The organism is Mucilaginibacter sp. KACC 22773 (genome assembly GCF_028736215.1).
GTDB lineage: Bacteria > Bacteroidota > Bacteroidia > Sphingobacteriales > Sphingobacteriaceae > Mucilaginibacter.
Genome location: NZ_CP117883.1, coordinates 2,776,163 through 2,795,057 on the forward strand (window position 1 = coordinate 2,776,163; position 18,895 = coordinate 2,795,057).

Genomic DNA, 18,895 nt, shown 5'->3' on the forward strand with positions numbered 1-18,895 from the left:
ATCTAAAACACATAAAAATGAAAAAAGGAATTTTAATGATCCTTACCGCTTTGGCACCATGCATCGCATCTGCACAAACAGCCAACAATTTTACAATTACCGGTCATATCGGTACGCTAAACGCGCCTGCCAAAGCTTATCTCGACTATATGGATAACATGGACAATGGGGCAAACCACACCGACTCGGCTGTGCTGGTTAACGGAAATTTCAAGTTTACCGGCCATAACTCGGGCTATGCTACCGCACGTATGGCGCTATCGCACGATGGCGGTGGTAAAGACCGGGCTATTTACATGCCTGCTTCCGACGTGATCTATATTTATTTTGGTAAAGAAAATGTTGAGATCACCTCCAAGGACTCCCTGGCTAACGCTATTTTCACCGGATCAAAAGTTTATAACGAATATCAGGCTTATGTAAAAACCACCGGCGGCACGGTAATGCAGTTTGCAAAAGAAGCTAACGCCGAGATCACCAGTTCACCGGAATTGCAAAACGACCAGGAATTTGTAAAGGAAGTAGGCGAGCGGTATCATAAAAAAATGGATGACCATTTTGCTAAGCAAATCCAGTTTGCCAAAGATCATCCTGATTCTTACTTCGGCCTGGTGGGGCTGTCTGAAGGTATAGGAAATAAATTTGATCCTAAAATAGTTAAGCCCATTTTCAATGCCCTTAAAAAAGAATACCAGTTAACAGATGTTGGTAAGGAGTTAAAGCAACGTATTGAGGCTATGGAGAACATCGTTATTGGTGCGCAGGCACCGGCATTTACTCAAAATGATGTAAACGGCAAGCCGGTTTCTTTAGCCAGCTACAAGGGTAAATATGTATTGGTAGATTTTTGGGCAAGCTGGTGCTCGCCATGTCGCGCCGAAAACCCTAACCTGGTTGATCAGTATAAAATATACAAGGCCAAAGGTTTTGAGATCCTTTCTGTATCACTTGATAGCGATCATAGCAAGTGGGTAAACGCTATTGCTGCCGATAATCTTACCTGGACTCACGTATCCGATTTAAAAGGTTGGAACAACGCTGTTGGTCACCTTTATGGCGTAAGGGCTGTACCGCAAAACTTTTTACTTGATAAAGATGGTAAAGTAATAGGCGTGAACCTGATAGGAGAAGAATTGAACAAAAAACTGGCCGAAACATTTAAAAACTAATTTTAAACCCAGGCTATACAATAACTCAAAGCGTATCAATTGGCTTTGATAATTGTATAACCTGGGTTTTCATCTGTACACATTGTACAATGTTATAAAACAACTGATGAAGAAATTTCATTTCGTTTTCCTGGTAGCTGTGTTGCTAATACAATATGCATATGCTCAGCAAAACAAAACAAACAAAACCGAAGAAGTGTTGAAAGCGGGTATTCAAAAAGCTTATCCCGCTTGTGTGCGTATGTGGAGCTACGATACATCGGCCAATAAACGTACCGGCGGGCAGTTTAGCGGGGTAGTGGTTGATAAGGAGCATCACATACTAACCGCTGCGCACGTTACCTGGCCAGGCCTTACCTATAAAGTAATGTTCCCGGATGGAAGAGAGGCTATTGCTGTTGCGTTGGGTAAGATAGAATTAGCAGCTGATAAAACCCTTCCTGATGTAGCCATAATGCAGATCATTACAAAAGGCGACTGGCCATATGCCGATATGGGGAGTTCGGCAAGGCTTATTTTATCGGAACCATTGATTAGTATTGCTTATCCAGAAAGCTTGAACCAGGATAAACCTACCGTAAGATTTGGTCATGTAACCGAGGTGAAAAACAGCCGTGGGTTTATCAAATCAACTTGTATGATGGAGCCCGGCGATTCAGGAGGTCCGCTGTTTAATCTTTCGGGGAATGTAGTCGGCTTGCACAGCGCAATTGAAGTTCCTGAAGATGCAAACTACGACGTGCCGGTTGACCTTTATAAAAAGTACTGGAAAAGCTTAATGCGCCCGGCAGTTTATCATACGTTGCCCGATAGTGTGCCGGTATCAGTTCCGCCGGTTAGCAAAAGAATGTTTAACGAGCTTTCCACTGCCCATTTATCCAAACATATCGGTACCTGTGTAGCTATCCGCAGCAATTTTAATGGTGTTAGCCAGCAGGCTTTGGGCGCGCTTTTTTCTGTTGATGGATTGCATTTTAAGACAATTAAAAGCCATACCATCATCGTAAGTAAAAGTTCGATAGTAGCCGATGCACCGATAGTGATGATCGGAAAAAAAATAGTTGAAGCGACTGTTATTTCCCGGGATAAAGAAAACGATCTTGTACTTTTAGTGCCTGCATCTGATATCAAGGGAGGAATAACTTATCAAGAAATTTGTAAGGATACTACTTTCAATTTAATACCGGGCACTTTTTTGCGATCGCCACAGCCCGATACATCAGATGTAACCGGGGTTTTAGGGAGTAAACTGTTTTTACTTCCCAAAGTGGTAAATGCAGGTTATCTTGGCGTGTTTGTGGGTGATAACAACGCGGCTGCATCTGCTTTATGGATAAAACCACTTTCGCCAGCGGCAAAAAATGGTCTGCTTGCAAAAGACGAGGTGAACTACATAAACGGTTTAGCAATACGCACCGCAGGTGATTTTAAAGCGGAGATGCAAAATCACTGGCCGGGAGATACCTTAACGTTAAAGGTAAAAAGAGGTGGCGCTTTAATCACCAAAACTTTGGTGCTTGGTACTGTCCCTGCGGTACATTTTGATCACCCGGCAGAATTGTTTACAGGTGGCAAAAGTGGTAGGAGGGATGGTTTTAAGGACGTATTTGCACATGATTCAATGCTAACTCCACAAAGGTGCGGCGGACCGGTATTTGATAACTATGGTCGTTTTTACGGTGTTAATATAGGGCGATACAGCAGGGCAGTTAGTATTACCGTGCCATCAAAAATAGTTTGTAAATTTATTGCTGATACACTGTAGATCGCGTTTTAATAAACGTCGTTTGCCCGGAAATCAAAATTGCCAGCGGCCTGAATACTGAAAAAAAATTATCTTACCCGTTGCCAAATTTCCCTACCATTGATTCGCTCATCTAAAAAATTAATTAAACGCTTGCCTGAACTGTACAGGCGAAAGCCTGGTCTTGGTTTTAAAAAGCCGGCTGAAGGACTGGGAATGCTCAAACCCTAATTGGTAAGCTATTTCACTGATGGTTAAAGTGGTAGTAGTGAGTAATTCTTTAGATCGCCCGATGAGCTTTTCATGAATATGCTGCTGTACGTTTAGTCCGGTGAGTGAGCGCAGCATATCACTTAAATAGTTCGGTGTATAGTTTAACTGTTCAGCCAGGTATTGTACAGTAGGCAATCCCTGATTGGCCGGCTTATCTTCCTTAAAATAAGACTCGAGTAATTCTTCCAGCCGAAGCAGCAGATCGCTGCTGGCTGCCTGCCGGGTCAGAAATTGTCTTTTGTAAAAGCGCCTGGCGTAACTCAATAGCAATTCGATCTGTGCGATAACTACTTCGTGGCTAAAATCATCTATCCGGCTGTTCAATTCTTCCTGAATAATGGTAAAAACGGCAGAAATGGTCGCCCTTTCCTGCTCAGAAAGGTGTAACGCCTCGTTTGAAGCGTAGGAAAAGAAACCGTATTGTTTTATTTTAACAGCAAGCGGATAACCATGGAGAAAATCCTGATGGAAAATCAAAGAATACCCCTCGTTTCCCTTATAAATCGCTGTACTGCCCACTACCTGGTTCGGTGCTGTAAAAACCATACTTCCCTCGTCAAAATCATAATACCCCTGCCCATATCTGAATTTACCACCTAACTTATTAATAAAAGATATTTTGTAAAGTGTGGTAACATAGCTTACCGGCAGGCGACTCAGGTTGATCCGTTCGTCCCTGGTATCCAATAAACTGATCAGCGGGTGAGCAGGCCCCGGGATACCGAGCAAACGATGTATTTCCGTTATCGATCCGAGTTTAATAACTTTTGGTATGTTGTTTTTCATACTGAAAGGTAATAATTACGACCGGATGCTGTTTCAGCTCCCGGTCATAATTGGTTTGTGAATAAGATTACGCTGGTACCCGTTAAGCGTAATTACCAGGGCAGAGGTCCCTCAGGGCCAGTAAAGCCGCCAGTGGGGCCGTCGGTCTCCAGGGCTACCCGAACCGGCTCGCGTGATCCAACTTCCAGGCTGTCAGTTCCCTGGAAATTGTTGAGCGCGGTAGCCGTATAGCCCGGACTGGTGGCGTTCACCTTGATGTTCTCCCTTTCAAGCTCCAGGGCAAAGGCAAGTGTAACCGCGTTAAGTGCAGTTTTAGAGGCGGCGTAAACAATACCGAAATGTTCTCTTGCCCAGCAAGCCGGGTCAGATATCCAGGTGAGTGATCCCAGTCCGCTTGATACATTGACTATGCGTGCAGCCGATGACTTACGCAGCAAAGGTAAAGCAACCTGCGTTACAGCAATAACGCCGAAAACATTGGTTTCCCACACAGCACGCACTTCGTCAAGTGATACATTGACGGCACGCCCGGTGCTCATGAGCTCTTCCGGACTTTTTGGAGATGTTCCGCCGTGTGATATACCTGCGTTATTCACCAGCAGGTCCAGGCGGCCGTGTTCGTTTTCAATGCGCGCTATTACCGCGTTAATGCTTTGTTGTTGCGTAACATCCAGCTGTATAGCCTTTGCATTTTGCCCTATTGCTGCGGCTGCTTTTTCGCCATTTTCCAATTTACGCGAACCCACATATACCACATAACCGTTAGCGGCGAGCGCTTTGGCAATTTCATTACCTACACCCTGGTTAGCGCCGGTCACTAAGGCAATCGGTTTGTTCGCAGATGTTATTTGATCTTCCATAAGATTTTGATTAACTGTTATGAAACAAAAATCTGCGTTTCATTTTATGCACCTGTAACCAAATCAAGGAGAGTTGTAACCGAAATGAATAATTTATTTACCTGGTTTAATAGACCGTAATAAGTATACAACTTACCGGAATTTGTGTTACCTGCTGCTATCAGTTTACGCTGACCTTTGTGTTATCAAAATAATTAAAACATGAAAAATACAATTTTAATTACCGGTGCAAGCAGCGGAATAGGTAAAGCAACAGCTATATTATTTCAGGAAAAAGGCTGGAATGTGATAGCTACAATGAGAAATCCCGAAGGCGAATCAGAACTTAAAGCTTTGGATAATGTAATCCTGGCCAGGCTGGATGTTCTTAACGTTGATAGTATACAACGGGCGATAACCGAAGGCATTAAACAGTTTGGAAAGATTGACGTTTTGGTTAATAACGCAGGTTATGGCGCATTCGGACCATTGGAAGCATTTTCAAGGGAAAATATTATCCGCCAGTTTGATACCAATGTTATTGGGCTTATTGATGTAACCCGTTCAATATTGCCTCACTTTCGCAGCAATAAAAGCGGCATCATCGTCAACATATCGTCTATAGGCGGCAAGATGGCTTTTCCCCTCGGCGCCTTATATCACGGTACCAAGTTTGCCGTGGAAGGAATATCAGAGGCCATGAGCTACGAACTGGAGCAATTCGGCGCGAAAATTAAAATCGTTGAACCTGGCGCCGTCGCTACGGACTTTGCCGGCCGTTCGCTTGACTTCAGTAACGATGAATCGATGACTGAATACAAAGGTATTGTGGAGAAAGTAAACGAAGGAATGCCTGCCTTCTTTGAGAATGCTTCTCCTGCCCGCGTAGTTGCCGAAGTTATTTACGAAGCAGCAACAGATAGCACCAATAAGCTTCGATACACCGCAGGAGAAGATGCGAAGAGAATTGTTGCCCAACGCAAGGAAGCTGACGATCAAACTTTTTTGCAGGGAATCAAAGGTCTGTTTAAGCTTGATTAGGATAAGCCACACAGGGCTGCTGCAATACTACGGCCCTGTGTATTGCCAAAAATCTGTAACTTTAAAGCTATTAGTCAATACGCTATGAGCATATCGCTTCATTTTTCCGAGATAGCCGATGTTTACAAGTTCTTCAACTTACATCAGTCACTTAAACATCCGCTTGTTGCCGTTATCGACTTTAGCAATGTTGATGAGCAGGTGGCAGAAAACACCAGGATATCCTGCGATTACTACTGCTTATTGTTTAAGCGGTATGATGGCAATAATGTAAAATACGGCCGTAAGGTTGTCGATTTCAATAACGGCAGCCTGATGTGTATTGCACCGAACCAGGTATTAGACCTGGAAACCGACATTGGCGCGTACACCGAAAAGGAGGGTTGGGGCGTATTCTTTCATCCCGACCTGATCAGAGGAACCAGTCTTCATGATAAAATGAAAGACTATAGTTTTTTCTCTTATGAAGTGTGGGAAGCGCTTCATATGTCCGAAAAAGAGAAAAGTATCTTTTATGATTGCGTGCAGAAACTGGACAATGAATTACATGAGAATATAGATACGCATAGCCAGTCCGTCATTGTATCCCATATCGAGCTGCTTTTAAATTATTGTGCACGTTTCTACGGGCGACAATTTATTACAAGAAAAAGTGCGAATAGTTCAGTTGTCATGCAAGTGGAAAAAATACTGCGCGATTATTTTAGCAAGGCCGGGATTAAAGAGCGGGGCTTACCAAGTGTAAAAAACCTGGCAGATAAGGTCAACTTATCGCCTGGTTATCTGAGCGATCTCCTAAAAAAAGAAACGGGGAAGAATGCGCAGGACCATATCCACTATTATTTAATCGAAGAAGCCAAAAATATCCTGATCAACACTGATAAGTCAGTCGGCGAAGTAGCTTACTTACTGGGCTTTGAATATCCCCAATATTTTAATAAGCTTTTTAAGCAAAAGACAGGTAAAACGCCTGTCGAGTTTCGCAACATGGACTAAGAAGTTTCGATCGCAATTTTGCCAAACGATTCACGAGCGAAGTGGTTCAGCCGGCAAGCTGTGGATTTATGCTTTCTGGTTTTGATACTTATTAATTCTCTTTCAATCTACCCGATGTTCACATTCAATACCTCAAGCATGCTTCTGGTATTTTGTACAGGAATAGCAACCCTTATAACTTTTTTTTGAATTGTATAGCCGGTAAGCGTTGTGCTAAAGATGGTTTAACATGCTGTGTTTGTAAGAAGTAGATTAGAAGAAACCAATAACCTTTAAAACAGCCTGGAGCTTTAGACATTTTGTCGCCTGTCGCTATAAAATGTAACAAAACCGAAAGGATTTGCAACATGCACGAAAGTGATTTTCTGAACGGATACGTTTATTTGCTAACGTTTATACCGTCGTTACCATCCCTGGTGGTAATGGGGGATGCATGTTTAAATCACAAATAATCTTTAACCTATCTACTTATGAAAATTCCTAAACCCGCCTGGATGATATTGCTTGCTCCAGTCATATCAGGCGTTTTAATACTTACCGCGTGTAACTTTAGTAAAGGCACTAAAAAAGATTTCCTTACCGGCCTGTCCTTCAGCTACAATGGCTTTAGGGTGCGGGATGTATTATTGATAGACCCGGCCAATAAGCGGATGACCGATAATAAGGTACAAATCAATACCCGCATCGCCATCGCAGCATTAGGGATAGACAATTATGGGCTTCAGGATGGAAAGGTCTTCCCGGGAATGATGCTTCTGGTGACTAATAAAAAGGGGACCCCGATACTTAAAGCCGACGACCTTTTTGCCGGCGACCAAGGCCATCTGCCGGCGGAGGCTTCCGAACTGCGCGGAGATATCACCATTGCCAAACCAATGGTTGCCGGCGAAACCTACCACGTTAAAGTTCACATTTGGGACAAGGTTAAAGCCGGCAATGAGTTGAACGCCGAAACAGACCTGGTTGTAAAATAAGTTAATATAGCCTTCAAATTTGGTAACCTTTTAAGTTATTTATCATGGCTGTTCTATTGCCGAGAAAACCAACCCTTATTTGCCTGGTCGTGCTGGGCCCCATTTGCGTGGTGGACGGAATTGTCAAAAAAGACGTTCTGGAGATACTGGCAATGTTGGCCGTATTTATATATGCCACAGTAAGCCTTGTGAACGACAGAAGGAAAAAACTGGCCGGTAAAAATTACCGGGAAGGTAGCAATTCAATAAGTCCACCCCGTAAACCTTAATAACTACCGCCATGCCCGATAAAAAATATTGGGGGATAAACGTACCCGGAATTATTACCGCCGTTGTTGCTGCTGTTTTACTGTCGCTAACGCGGCCCCACTGGACCGAATATTTTGGCGCAGCCGGCAGCGTGGCGGCTGTGCCTGCTATTCTTTTTATCCTCTGATTGCTGTAATTATTGCCCACTGGAATAAAAAATGTAACAAACTATAATGTATCTGCAACAACCGCGAAAGTTTTTGTTAACCGGCAAACGTTTTTTTGTAACGGAAATTTGCTTTATCGGTAACCTATCGGCAAATAACCTTAAATCACATCAAACCCAATACCTATGAAACCTGTAAACAATCAAAATTTCACCCTTATTCCAGGCCTGTCATTTGGCCATTAAGATAACTTATTTACAAAGTCAGCATATCGATAAACTTATCGGCTGACCATGGACTAAACCCATCACCTCAATGGTGTTCATCAATCAACCTGCAATGAAAAAATGCCTATTACTCTTAGTTCTCGTTTATTGCGGGCATTACCGGCTTCATGCCCAGGACCTTGAAAATATCTCTCGTCAAAAGCCGGTAACGCTGTCGGGCAATATCCTGGCACAGGGTATTTTTTATAATGCAACAGGTATTCCGGATCGCCGCGCCCCTTTTACATACTATTTTTCGGGCAACCCAACAATTAGTTTGTATGGCCTGGATGTACCGCTGTCTTTCAGCTTCAGCCAATCCGACAAATCATTCAGACAGCCGTTTAACCAGTTCGGAATTAGTCCAACTTATAAATGGGTTACTGTACACGTTGGATATAGGGATATTTCTTTTTCACCTTATACGTTAGGCGGCCATACCATGCTTGGGGCAGGTTTTGAACTAAACCCTGGCAAGTTGCGGGTTGGTTTTATGTATGGTCGGCTTAACCGGGCAACTACCATTGATACCACAACACAGGCTTTAGTGCCGTTTTCCTTTTCAAGAAAAGGATACGCCGCTAAACTTGGTTACGGAACCGACCGTAACTTTTTTGAATTGAGTTACCTGAGTGCCAAAGATGATACCATTAAACCCAAAGGTATTACCCCACAGCAAAATTATATAAGCCCGGCCAGAAATGATGTGATGGGTTATACTTCGCGGTTCAGCTTCTTAAAGTACTTCATGTTTGAAAGCGATGGCGCTTTAAGCGTGTATACCAATGACGTTAATTCACCAATTTCGCTTGAAAATGGCGGCACTACCTTATTGAATAAGCTCCGCACCACTTTCGGGTTAAATGGTACATCCGAATATTATACCGCCTTTTCGGCCGGGTTGGGTTATAAAAGCCGGAACTACGGCCTCAAACTGAAATACAAACGCGTTGACCCCGATTTTCAAACCATGGGGGCCTACTATTTCAGTTCGGATTATGAAAACTGGACGGTGAGCCCATCGGCAAATCTTGCCAAAGGCAAAATAAGGTTTAACAGTAGCCTCGGCTTTCAGCACGACAATATAAAAGATCAGAAACGGGCAACCAACCACCGTATTATCGGAGCGTTTAACGCAGGTATTGATATTACCAAATCATTGTCAATAGATGCGGTTTATACCAATTTCTCCGATAATCAAAAAGCCCAAACCGTTTTATTTGCCGATTCGCTTAAGATTGTTCAAACCACCCAAACCATTACCGTCATGCCCCGGTACATGATCATCAGTACCGATTTGATACACATGATCTCCGGCTCGTTTACCCGTAACAGTTTAAATGATTATAACACTTTTTACAGCACCGATGCTGTATCGCGCAGCATAAAAACAAATCAATACATGCTGAGCTATAACATCAACTTCACCAAAAGAATGCTGAGTGCCTATGTCAATATCTCCGACACCAAATTAAGCGGGCAGGGCATGAGCAACAGTTTTAGGTCGGTAACTGCAGGGGCTAACAAGGTTTTTTTTCAGAAACTGCAAACTGGTTTAAGCGGCACTTTTACCAGCAGCAAAGCCCTTGGCGGCGAGGATACATTTATCATCAATGGTACCGGCAGCCTGGGATACCGGGTTACCAATAAGCAGCTTGTATCCTTTAATTTTTTCCTTACCAATAACAAGGCAAAAACTTCAGCGCCGCAGCTGCAACCAAATTTTACAGAAACACGCGGGGAATTAAGTTATCTACTAAGCTTTTAAAAACATGAAAAAACTACTCTTATTTTTACTTATTTGTGTTGCCTGGCAACCTTTAAAAGCACAGGTCAGCGTATCGATACAGATTTTGCCGCCATATCCGCGTAAGATCACCGATTATTCGTCGCAGCCGCAGTTAATGGTAATTGCAGTTACAAACGTATCATCTAAAAGGCAGCGCATCCAGCTCAGGGGCACCGTTACAGGGGATAATGGCGTGATACTTGCCGTAAAGCCCAACTATAAAAGCCCCGCCGCCATTGAGCTTGATCCGGGACAAACCCGCAGCTTTAACGGAAACGATATCAGCAAGTTTTTTGATTACACCCAGGTTAAATACTCCGGCATTACCAGAAGCGATTTCATCAACAAAAATGGACTACCCGAGGGGAGTTACCGTTTTTGCGTACAGGCTTTTGACTACGATACCAATGCCCCGATAAGTCCCGATGAGCCGGTAGGCTGCAGCAATACATTTATCATAAGCAGCCTGGAGCCGCCAACCATCATCACACCGATGGAAGATGCGCAGCTATCTGCTGCCGCAGGGCAAATCGTATTAATGCAATGGAGCACGCCGCCGGGTACATCCCCCCAAATCATGTCGTCGGTGCGGTATAAACTCAGGATGGTGGAAGTGATAGGTGATAGGAATCCGAGCAATGCGCTGATGTCGGCCACGCAGCCCTACTTTTTTGAAAAGGAAGTTACAGGCAATTCTTACATTTATAATGCTGCCGATCCGCAGCTTACGCCCGGCCGCCGTTACGCAATGCTGGTAGAAGCGTTTGACCCCTTCAATAATACCCCCTTTCGTAATAAAGGCCGCAGCGAGGTCAGGTCGTTCATTTACGGCGGGCCACCGATAGTAAAGATAGATACCTTAAAAGCAAAAGAGGAAGCCAAACAGAAAGCTCAATCGGTACAATACGCTACCAACACCATCAAAGGCAAGCTGTTATGGGCGTTTAAAAAAACAGAGCCTCAATATTTCGGGTCGGCACCCGTCAGTGGTGTGTCGGCTGCTATTCCGGTTCCAAGCAATACTAATGGAAAGGCCACGGCGCAGCCAATAGTATTAACCGGTGCACCTATACCAGGCCTCGCCTCTAGGCCAATATCGGGTTTGAGAATCCCTGTATTTAATGCGCCTAATGTTTTAAATGATTCCAGGATAGCCGCGGCCGCGCAGGTAGATCCGACCCTGATACCTTATGTGCCGGTACAAACCACAGCCGGATTGGGCGCGGGCGCTGTTATGACTACAACGGGAGGTACCAACCTTTCTTACAACGAAGACGCGATAGTTGTTGACAGCGCCACAGAACGTTACGCGCTGCCTAATACGGATATCGTCATTAAAGGCCTTGTTGATCCAAACTGGAAGACAACAAACGGTTTTTCGACCACGACAGCGGTCACACAATCCACTAATTACACAAGCGATTTTTCGTACCTGGGCATGTATTCGTTCCCGGCAAGTAGTTTTGTAAACTCCATGTTCGATTTTAGTTTCGGTTTTCACTACAACTTAGATCCGCCACCGGTAGAGGAGTTGATAGCCACCAGTAAAACTGATGGCGGGGGTAATTTCGCTATCGATTTTACCCATCCTTCCTACATGGGTTTAGCTAAATACACAAAACTGATCATTAGTATAACGTCTGAAAATTTTGAGCAGAAAACTGTCGAAATTCCCATAAGTAAGCTCGATTCTACGGGGATGCGTGATATAGGACAGGTCCTTTTACTGGCCCGCACGTTGCGCTACACGCCCAAACTCACTTTAGACGATGTTGCCGATGCCAGCCAGGAAGATAAGATAGCGGTTGTACATATTTACCGTAATAAGATTGATTTTGAAAATGAGCCTTACCTATACCAGGAAGGGAATATTCCTTTTGAATCTAAACATGCCGTAACTATAAACGGCCGTAGTGTGGTTGAGGTTTCGGTTGATAGTGTAAAAATGGGCACCGGTGGCGGAACACTAAAGTATGGCAAGCTATTTTATGGCGGGCGTTTTTTAGTGGTTATTGAAAGTCATAACCAGCGTTTTGACGGTAAAACCACCGATCTGGAAGCGCATAACCTTTACCTCGCATCTAACCAGGTACTTAATGTTAAAGCTGATTACCGGTTAACAGCTACGCCGGCTTATGTATTTGGCGAAGTAAGGATGTCGCTCCCCACAGGTTTTGTGCCTGTTACGGGTGCCATAGTTAAGGTTGAATATAATACGGACGATTTATTGAACCCTGGCCCACCACCACTTGCGGGTTCTGTAGTTGACTATTTAAAACGAGAAGGCTCTAAAATAGCACTCGTTACAGGTGGCAATAATAACCAGGTGCCTATTGCAAGCGGGCTTATTGCGCGGCCATTAATACTAAACTCGCTGTCAATTAGCGGCGGACGGCTTAACGGCCCTGCAACCATCCGTCCGGTGCCTGCTGTTGTAACAGCTCCGCTAGCACCTACACCCATTTCAAATACCGTTGCAAGCGATGTAAATAAGTTAAATTTGGTAGCGCAGAGCGTTTTAAGCCAGGTAGATGAACTAAACCTTGTGAAGGTTTTATCGGCTGATTATGGCCCATACAGCGCAAAAACCGATTCACTTGGCCGGTTTACCATTTCAAATTTACCCCAGCTAAAAGATGGCAGGAACTTTAAGGTAAAACTCATTAAAGTAAGCAGCGAATTTCAGGACCTGGAAGTTACGCCCGATACAGTGCAAACTTTCCAGGCGTTGGCCAAAGGGTCAAACAGGGAAGTAATATTCAGCATCAAACCAGATATTGTGAGTGTAGTGGGCAGGGCTGTTTCATCTACCAAACAAGCCATTCCAAATGCCCGCCTGCATTTTGTTAACTCAACGGTTTATTTCAATTCGGGCGAGGACGGCCTTTTCCAGACAAGCTATTACCAGGGTAACCATAAGTTGATGATAGAGAAGGAGGGATACATTTCACAAACCATAGATGTCGTGATTCCAGCACCTCCAAAAGCAAATACTAACCCCGCGCCGGGCAATAGCACTGGAATTGTTTTACAGAATCCCGGAGTTGTTTTTAATCCCGGACGAATTATCAACCCGATATTTAATCCCGGCGATAACATAGCAAAGCTTAACCAGCTTAATGCCAATATTTTTACCACCCGTAGTATCCAGGCGTCAATTAACCGGGGATTTGTTTATAAAACAAGCATGTTTGGTTTTGCAGGGCCAACAATAGCAAGCACCGCATCACCGGCAATAAGCGATGTAAAACAGGTAACAAATGCGCTGGTACTTAATAATACACCCGGTGCTGCCGGAAGTATATTCGCCAATAACCCGATAATTAACAGCCCTGTTACCGATAGGAACATTATCAACAATGTTCAAATGAGGGCCTCGGCTATCCAATTTGCCGACCTTTATTCAAAAAATCTTCACAATAACCCGCTGGTTCAATCGGCCGTGCGCACTATTGATATGGGTGATTGCGGTAACCTGGTACGTCGTACGGGCCGGGTGAGGTTTAAAATTTCAGACCCGAATGGCGTGCCGGTAAACAATGCTACCATTGCCCTGTTTGATACATCGCACGTAGCACAAAATGGCGAATGGTTTTACGAGGGTTTTGGTGGCCACGCCAAAGTAAGCGTAATGCCGCCAAGTGGATCGGACCTTGTGGCTGTTGAGCAGACGGTAAACGTGATTGAGGATGGTACCGAAGTTACCCAGGTTATTAAGCTTGTAAAAGGTACAATGGTTAGCGGGGTTGTTGCCGCGGCTGGGCACAACATAAGCGGTGCTGTTATTGAAGTTGAAGGCCAGCCATACCTTAACACCCTTACCGGGGCCGACGGCCGTTACCAGATCAGCCTGCCTCCCACAGATACCAATCTTCTCCCCGGAAGTATTAGTCTTAAAGCATCAAAATCTGGTTTTATATCATTAGCCAAAAATGTGATAGTTGGCGTTTCGCCATTGACCGTTGATTTTACGCTTGGCGACGGCGGCGGTAAAAACATCAGCAGTTTATTGGGTTTCCCGGTGGCACTTGATCAAATGATACCCGATGGAGCCAATGCCTACCGGGTGAGTGGTGCCTTCAATGATCTTACTCCGCTTTTTCCGGCATTGAGCAGCCATGATAAAATAGCGCTGAAGTTTACCAATGTACGGGTTACGTTTGATGCATCAAACAACCCGATACCAGAGGGAAATAAGGTACAAACCGATGAGACGCAACTCTCGCTCAAGGTATTTAACTTTTTACCGCTAATACTTAAGCCTGATGGAGAAACCCTGGTTGTTACCGGTACAACAGGTGGTAAAGGAGAGATAAAGGGCAAGCTGCAGTTAGATATGACCGATGTAACAAACAGCCGGGGTTACCTGCTGGCCAAAAGTTACATACCGCAGTTAATACCAGATAACACCTCATCGCCCGAGGTACCTGTTTTTAGCTCGGGCGGGGTGCCATCTGCATTAACCAAACTGAAGTTTACGGGACCAGATGCCGACATGACGGATTGGGAAGCCGAGGTATACGGCTTTAAAGCGAAAATAGCTTTTGCCGACAGTTATGTTGATCAGCAAGGCATTCACCTGCAAGGATCGGTAAGTACACCCGACCTGGGCGTTATAAAAACCATCAACTTAAAAATTGAAGATTTTGTGCTGAACCCGCAGTTACAGATCAGCAAATTAAAAATAGTAGCTACCGATCTGCCCAAACTATCTATCGGTAGCTGGGAAGCTTCGTTGGCCTCGCTGGTGTTTACTGAAGACGGCTTTAATTTTGGCGGCAGCATTACCGTGCAAATTCCAAAGTCCGTACCATCTACAGTGAGCTTTTCAGACCTGCGGGTTGGTAAGGATATTTTTTACGGCGGCAGCTTCAAAATCCCCGATGAGGGTTTAAACCTGCTGAATGTGGTAAAACTGATGCCGGGTAGTACGCCACTTAGCTTTGGTAAGGCTCCGGGCTCATCAGCCTATAAACTGGCCGGATCGGGCAAGATTAAGTTTGATACGTTTATCACTAAAGAGATCAACCTTCCGGTTTTTGAAATACAAACCGACGGACGGTTTATGATAGATGCGCCGACAGATTTCTCGGCCGATTTCGCCTTTGCCCAATTTAAAGTGCAAAGCATCCAGTTCAACACTACCGACCAAATTCCTTTTATCGGCGTGCAGGGTGAATTTACAGTAGATGTGCCAATGGTTAAATTCACGGCAGGTGATATCCGCTTTAAAGCTAAAGCAGGCGGTGGGGTAGAGGCTTCGGTAAGTAAGCTTGGTGCCACAATCGATATCCCGGTAATGAAATCAGAGATCCAGGTGGGTATCAAGGATAATGGTTTTGACGGCGCGGGATCATTATCAATACCGGGCACTCCTATAAATGCCTCGATTGATTTTCATTACTATAAAGTAACCGGGGGTATTGATGTAGGGGCAGCCTTTAGTATGGGCACCGTAATACCTGTTGGGGTTATTACTATTGAGCGTGTAGGCGGCGGTTTCAATTACAATAGCGCGGAGAAGAAATTTAAGATAGATATAAACGGAGATGTATCGTTTTCAGGAACCGGCACGCTGGTTAAACTCGCCCCTATCGGCGTATCTGTTGAGAGCGGGCCGGTTATTAAAGGGTACGCTACCCTGCAGGTTGCAGATTACCTGAACTTGGCCCATGCCGATCTGGTGCTGGATATACCTAACCAATATTTTACGGTAGCCGTCACCTCAGATATTGAGCCGATAAAAGGATTGCTGAAAGCTCATATCCAGGGCGATTTGGTGTTAAGCGGTAAAAGTACCGACAAGTATGTGTTCCTTGGATGCGGCATGGATCTTTCGCTGTTAGGCCTCATCAATGCCCGGGCAGATTATGCCATGGCGATAGGCCTCAAAAACCCGCGTACCCGTACCGACAGGCTCTCGTATTATTTTGCCAATGCAGCGCCGGAGTATATCAATACCGAGTTTTCGGGCATCTACCTCAACAGTACAGCTTCGCTCGGGATTCCCGAAAATAAGGCTATTGGTTTTGATGTTTATGTAGCCAGCGCCAGCGTTTGGTTTTATACAGAATCGAAATCAACCCTGTTGCTCAATTTTGCCGAAAATAGCTACCTGCTTGGCTTATCAGGCAAATATGGGGGCGGTGCCAAAGCATGTGCCATTGGTTTATGCGTAAGCGCCGGTTTCCAGGCTTGTTATGATATCCGCGGTGGCCGTAATGATACGGATGGCTGGTTTATTTCAGGATCTGCAGGTGGCAGGGCCGACTTTAGTATAGGTAATTGCAGCCCCAGCTGTAATTCGATAGATACCTGCTGGGACCTGCCACCCGCCGGTGCCAAAGTTTGCGCTACCGCTAATGTCGACCTCGGTTATTCGCAACGCAAAGGACTCAATTTTGGTATTCACGTAGGTGGCGACCGTTCGGTATGCCCTTAATTTTAAACTGATGAAAAGATTTAATTTAATAATAGCATTACTAATTGCGGCCATGGGCTTAAGTGCCCAGCAAATACAAACCGGGGTAGTGGGCGGCCACCTGCTACCATCAGATAAGCAAGTAACTGTAATGGTGAACGCGCCCGATGCTGGCTCCAAATCGCTTAATATTTTCAAAAAATATAAAAGCTATGAGGTCAGTAAAGATCAAAGCGGAACAGGGAACTTTAAAAAACAGGCTACGGTAACTTTTCCCGTTTCCTATTCCGAATTTAAAAAACGCGCGGGATCATCGTTGGCTGATGAGTTTAAGATGCAGGTAAAAGCGAAGGACGATGCCGAAGCCTGGGCTATCCTGCAAAGCGGTGATGTGCAAAAAATAGGCTATTTTTTTCTTTCCAGGGAGTTTTTGGAAAGCATTGGGATGATGTGGACAGATACCGACGTGAAGGGTAATTCGCCGGTTACGGTGTACCGGATTTCGGCTGTTGACGCCGGCGGGAAAGCAGAGGTGATTTATACCGAAGTTGTTTCGGCGGTAAAACGGGTGCCGTTCCCCAGGTTTAAATTGAACAGGGCTTTGGTTGCCGATAGCGTGGTTCAGCTTACATGGTCCATCCCCGTTCCGGCGTTAAACCCTGCCGTCTTTGCCTCGGTATATAAAAAATCGTCAACCTCAAAACGCTTCACCGTGGTTGCCGAACGTTTGATAGTTTATAACCGCGACGATAGTTTGCATGTTTATTTTACTGAAAAGGTAAACCCCGGCGAATTGCTTACCTATTATATGCAACCCTATGATATGGCCGGCAACAGGGGGGCGGGCTCTGATCCAACCAGTCATCTCACCAAATCATTTAAAAGTATTGCTGCTATTAGCGGTTTCAAGGTAAAAGATACCACCAACGCGCTTTATTTGAGTTGGAACGCGTTACCGAGGCAGGCTGTTTACTCTGGTATCCAGATTCTTAAATCCCGATCGGCTCAAAAGGATTTTGTGGTTGCAGATACGCTTTCACCTAACGCCGTTAACTACCTGGACCGGAAAGTGCTGCCCAACATGGTATATTATTACCAGGTACGGCCTTTACTGGTGCCGTATCCGGGTTTTAAGATGCTGCCTACCGCTACTGCAAATGGCTCGATGCAGGTAAAAAAGGAACGACCATCAAAACCGGGCGGACTGACCGCCAAGCAGGATAGCACCCGATTTATCGTGCTAAGCTGGGATAAAAACCCCGAACTCGATCTTTTTGCCTACTATGTACTTCGCGGCACCTCTGCAAAGGATATGCGGGTCATTTCGCCGCCTATCCGTGATACGGTTTATCGCGACTCGATGAAATATCTCAATGGTGCAACGCAGTATATATACGCTGTGCAAGTAATGAACCTGGCGCAAAATATGAGCGATCTATCCGCACCCGTAGGCATCCGTCCGCTTAAGGCCCAATATGTGGCATCGCCGGCCGGCGTACAAAGCCGCTGGGCCGATAGGGCTGTTAATCTTCAGTGGGAAAATACCGTCGCTGTTTATGATAACGTGATTGGATATATTGTTTTCAGGCGGGAGAAAGGAGAGCCTCTTTTTAAGGTGATATCAAAAGTAGAGCGCCTGCCATTCTTCAGGGATACGCTTGTTACACCGGGCAAAACTTACGAATATGGTATTAGCTCAGTTGATGCTTTTGCCAATCAAAGCCTCTTATCGCCGCTTACGGAATTGATGATACCGACCGATGATTTTATTGCCCCGCCATCAGATCTGTATCTGACCAATAAACCAGAAGGCGTAGGGCTCAGCTGGCCGGGGAACGACCGTGGTAACCATTATGTTATTTACCGCAGGCCGGCCTCATCCAAAACATTTAGCAAAGTAGCTATGGTTGAAAATGCCAGCACTTACCTTGATAAAACGGCAGTGCCCGGGGTATTATATGAGTACAAACTGACGGCCCTCCTGGATCAAACAGAAAGTAAAGCCGGGCAGGAAAAAGCGGTCAGGCGGCAAAAGTAAGATATGCCTGGAACCTTTGATGCATTGTAGTACAAGTTTTGAACCGATGTGTGTCGTACACGCTGTTTATGCTAATGGCGCGGGCGTGGTAAAAAAACAGTACTTTTAAGGGCAGCCTGTGCAATGTAGAAAAACGGGGGCAG

General features: G+C 45.0%; 12 protein-coding genes. 10 read left to right on the top strand and 2 right to left on the bottom strand.

The window, feature by feature from the left end:
* Positions 1–17 precede the first annotated feature (17 nt).
* Together PQ469_RS11795 and PQ469_RS11800 are read left to right on the top strand one after the other, a co-directional pair.
* Positions 18–1,169, top strand: a complete 1,152-nt coding sequence (locus PQ469_RS11795; protein ID WP_274213137.1) for a TlpA disulfide reductase family protein — start codon at positions 18–20, stop codon at positions 1,167–1,169.
* Positions 1,170–1,275: 106 nt separating this feature from the next.
* Positions 1,276–2,934, top strand: coding sequence for a trypsin-like peptidase domain-containing protein (locus PQ469_RS11800; RefSeq protein ID WP_274213138.1), 1,659 nt, complete (start codon positions 1,276–1,278; stop codon positions 2,932–2,934).
* A 120-nt stretch (positions 2,935–3,054) separates the two neighbouring features.
* On the opposite strand, the gene PQ469_RS11805 is transcribed toward PQ469_RS11800, so the two are convergent.
* Together PQ469_RS11805 and PQ469_RS11810 are read right to left on the bottom strand one after the other, a co-directional pair.
* Complete coding sequence (locus PQ469_RS11805) at positions 3,055–3,972, bottom strand: helix-turn-helix domain-containing protein (protein ID WP_274213139.1); 918 nt, start codon at positions 3,970–3,972, stop codon at positions 3,055–3,057.
* 92 nt (positions 3,973–4,064) lie between these two features.
* On the bottom strand, positions 4,065–4,832 hold the full coding sequence (locus tag PQ469_RS11810; RefSeq protein ID WP_274213140.1) for an SDR family NAD(P)-dependent oxidoreductase: 768 nt from the start codon (positions 4,830–4,832) through the stop codon (positions 4,065–4,067).
* A gap of 201 nt (positions 4,833–5,033) precedes the next feature.
* On the opposite strand from PQ469_RS11810, the gene PQ469_RS11815 reads away from it, so the two are divergent.
* The 8 genes from PQ469_RS11815 to PQ469_RS11850 all read left to right on the top strand — a co-directional run bounded on the left by PQ469_RS11815 (position 5,034) and on the right by PQ469_RS11850 (position 18,752).
* Entirely contained in the window at positions 5,034–5,852 is an 819-nt protein-coding gene (locus tag PQ469_RS11815) for an SDR family oxidoreductase (protein ID WP_274213141.1), read from the top strand.
* 84 nt (positions 5,853–5,936) lie between these two features.
* Positions 5,937–6,848: a helix-turn-helix domain-containing protein gene (locus PQ469_RS11820; protein ID WP_274213142.1), complete on the top strand. Its 912-nt coding sequence runs from the start codon at positions 5,937–5,939 to the stop codon at positions 6,846–6,848.
* A gap of 470 nt (positions 6,849–7,318) precedes the next feature.
* Positions 7,319–7,822: a hypothetical protein gene (locus tag PQ469_RS11825; protein WP_274213143.1), complete on the top strand. Its 504-nt coding sequence runs from the start codon at positions 7,319–7,321 to the stop codon at positions 7,820–7,822.
* A 44-nt stretch (positions 7,823–7,866) separates the two neighbouring features.
* A complete protein-coding gene (locus tag PQ469_RS11830) occupies positions 7,867–8,091 on the top strand; it encodes a hypothetical protein (RefSeq protein ID WP_090639927.1) in 225 nt (74 codons plus the stop codon).
* A gap of 11 nt (positions 8,092–8,102) precedes the next feature.
* A complete protein-coding gene (locus PQ469_RS11835) occupies positions 8,103–8,258 on the top strand; it encodes a hypothetical protein (RefSeq protein WP_274213144.1) in 156 nt (51 codons plus the stop codon).
* Between the two features lie 319 nt (positions 8,259–8,577).
* The gene (locus tag PQ469_RS11840) at positions 8,578–10,272 is read left to right on the top strand and encodes a hypothetical protein (RefSeq protein WP_274213145.1); all 1,695 of its coding nucleotides are present in this window, start codon (positions 8,578–8,580) and stop codon (positions 10,270–10,272) included.
* A 4-nt stretch (positions 10,273–10,276) separates the two neighbouring features.
* Positions 10,277–16,735: a carboxypeptidase-like regulatory domain-containing protein gene (locus PQ469_RS11845; protein WP_274213146.1), complete on the top strand. Its 6,459-nt coding sequence runs from the start codon at positions 10,277–10,279 to the stop codon at positions 16,733–16,735.
* Positions 16,736–16,745: 10 nt separating this feature from the next.
* Positions 16,746–18,752 (top strand): fibronectin type III domain-containing protein, encoded by a 2,007-nt coding sequence (locus PQ469_RS11850; protein WP_274213147.1) that lies wholly within the window; start codon positions 16,746–16,748, stop codon positions 18,750–18,752.
* Positions 18,753–18,895 lie beyond the last annotated feature (143 nt).